General features: G+C 44.1%; 3 protein-coding genes and 1 pseudogene. 1 reads left to right on the top strand and 3 read right to left on the bottom strand.

The window, feature by feature from the left end:
* The coding region (locus AC1DWN_RS31955) for a sugar phosphate isomerase/epimerase family protein (RefSeq protein ID WP_477562874.1) at positions 1 to 816 on the bottom strand (816 nt) is incomplete at its 3' end.
* A 126-nt stretch (positions 817 to 942) separates the two neighbouring features.
* On the opposite strand from AC1DWN_RS31955, the gene AC1DWN_RS31950 reads away from it, so the two are divergent.
* Complete coding sequence (locus tag AC1DWN_RS31950) at positions 943 to 1,833, top strand: helix-turn-helix transcriptional regulator (protein ID WP_477562873.1); 891 nt, start codon at positions 943 to 945, stop codon at positions 1,831 to 1,833.
* 343 nt (positions 1,834 to 2,176) lie between these two features.
* Here AC1DWN_RS31950 and AC1DWN_RS31945 read toward each other — a convergent pair.
* Positions 2,177 to 2,305, bottom strand: a pseudogene (locus AC1DWN_RS31945) (pyridoxal phosphate-dependent aminotransferase); the annotation flags it as partial.
* Between the two features lie 150 nt (positions 2,306 to 2,455).
* Positions 2,456 to 2,611: RbsD/FucU domain-containing protein (locus AC1DWN_RS31940; protein WP_477562875.1), on the bottom strand; the 156-nt coding region annotated here is incomplete at its 5' end.

The raw sequence follows: 2,611 nt of genomic DNA, 5'->3' as shown, positions 1-2,611 counted from the left end.
CATTTCAAGCTCGCCTTTGTATACCGGATCATGCCAGCCTTCGATATCAATCGTACCTTTATAATCATGTTGCCTTAAAATAGTTATAATGTCCGTCCAGTTACTATCGCCAAAACCAGGCGTACGGTGCCACACGAACGGCTTTGGACCATGAATACCATACTCCTTAACAATATCCCAAGCAATGGTTGCATCCTTACCATGGACATGGAACACTTTATGTACCCATTTACGCAGCTGTGGAATCGGATCAATCAGACTGACCATCTGATGACACGGCTCCCATTCAAGTCCGATATTGTCCGCCGGTACAGCATCAAACATCATTTCCCATGCCATTGGATTGTGAGCTATATTCCAATCGCCTGTTTCCCAAGTCCCACCCATGTCGCAATTCTCGAACGCAAGTCTAACACCGCGATCTTCCGCTCTGCGCGCTAGCTCTCCAAACACCTCTTTAAATTTCGGAATCGATTGGTCAATAGACTGGCCTGTCAAACGTCCAGTGAAACCGGATACAATATTAGCGCCAAACAAATGTGCATGATCGATCAGGCGCTCCCAGCTCGCAAGCGTGTCCGAATTATCCCCCACTCCCGTTAACGCGTTTCCGAAAATACTAACTGCTGGCACAACAAAATCATGCTCATCTGCAAGCGCTCGTAACTTCTTCGCCGTTTCTGCCAAATCCGTTTCGCCTGTTGTCTGCCAAAAGGTTAAATTAAACGATTCAAAACCATGCTTCACAATATTCGGGATTACATTCAGCGCATCACCGCCGCCTACTAATGTTCCAATTCGCAATTTGTTATCCATTGTTGAATATCACTCCTATATTGGCTTATAGTAAAACTATAAACATCATTATAACTTCGAATATCGCTTATTACTCTACACAATCTTGTGCATTACTAGTCGGATATTGTGAAGGGAGCTCTTACTATGACCTATCCCAAAGAACTTAGAGAAAATACTCGCTTGGAGCAAAAAGCATACCCTGTCCAGCTATTTCATAATCGCTCTCTCCATGCGAAACCAAATGACTGTATACTCTACCTGCATTGGCACGAGCATTTTGAATTAATCTTAATGCAGCAAGGAAGTGCGGTGTTTCATATTGATAGCCGGCCCTATGTGTTGAGCGCTGGTGAAGTTCTCATCATACCAGCTGGAGGCTTGCATGTCGGATATGCCTTGCGTCATGAAGACGTCCATTATGACTGTGTCGTCTTTAATGCCTCACTCTTCAATGACTATGTGCACGATCCTATTCATTCACAATATATCGCGCCCTACTTGGAGGGTCGAATGCGATTTCCCGTCAAGCCCGCTGATCATGACGAAGCTTGTATTCCGTATTTTTCCCTATTATACGAATCGATAGAAGAGCTTGCTGCGAAGCCAGCAGCCTATCAACTTGTCGTCAAGTCCAAGCTGCATACTTTGTTCACTCTGCTGGCTCGCACCTTTACGCCGCATCAGCTTGCAAATAAACCCGTTGAAACCTATTCCTCAAATCGCGATCGATTTAAAGTCCTTATCGAACAAATCGAAACGAATTTCTGTAATAAAATAACAATCGATCAAGCTGCCAAGCAGGTTAGCCTAAACCCTTACCATTTTTGCAAACTGTTCAAAAAACTCACTGGGCGAACTTTCATCGAATATGTAAACGTCTGCCGCATGAACGAAGCAGAGCGGCTGCTCCGCGATAGCAGCCACACCATTACCGAAATATCCAGCACGGTTGGATGCGAAAATCCGAATTATTTTACTAAGCTATACAAGCAATATAAAGGGATGACTCCGTCAGAGGCTCGGAAAAGAGGATAGTCACCGGAATACCCAAACAAAAAAACGTTTCAAAACGCATATCCTGTGCGTCTGAAAAGTGTCTGCCATTAAGCTCAGAACTTGACAAACAGCAGGCCAAGCTCTTATTCAACAATACCAACATTGACAAGTAAATACCCTGGAAAGAGATTTTTCTCCACATCCGAAAGACTCTCGAACCAATCCGTAATTATTTCCTTCATCGGCTGCGATCCCGGGATAAAATCAAGGGAATCTAAGCTATTGAGAAATCCAATATCCGTAAAGCTTGGAAACAATTATTGAACCGGACACGGCAGTGCTGTTGAAAGGTTCGCACCGGATGAGAAAGGATAGAACCGTATTCGTCAAGCAGTCGCTGAGTGAACTGCTCACTCGTTAAGCCTGTCGATACGATGGACGGGAAGGCATAGAACGCGCCTTGTGGCTCGTGACATTCGAGTCCGATATCCCGAAATCCTTTCACGACAAGAGTAAATGTCAACTGAAAATTCCCCCACCTGTGAAAACCTAACAAACAAAGCAATCACGTGATGTTTCCCTCTACGAAAACATTCCATAGTGAAATAGCATAAAAAAGAGCAATCTCTTTTTTACAAGAGACTGCTCTTTTTTGTATCTGCTAGCTATCTGCAATAACGCCCTTTTTCAAAATCAAATTCGCGTATAGAGCACTTTCGCTAGTTGCTATAACAGCGTATGCCTGCTTTGCTCGTTCGTAAAATGCAAATCGCTCAACTTCCTCGAAAGCATCAGTGAGACCAGTACGCTCCTGAAC

Source organism: Paenibacillus sp. P4_A7 (assembly GCF_056402455.1).
Note: the sequence above shows the minus strand (reverse complement) of the source record. Positions and strands in the feature narration are given on the sequence as shown.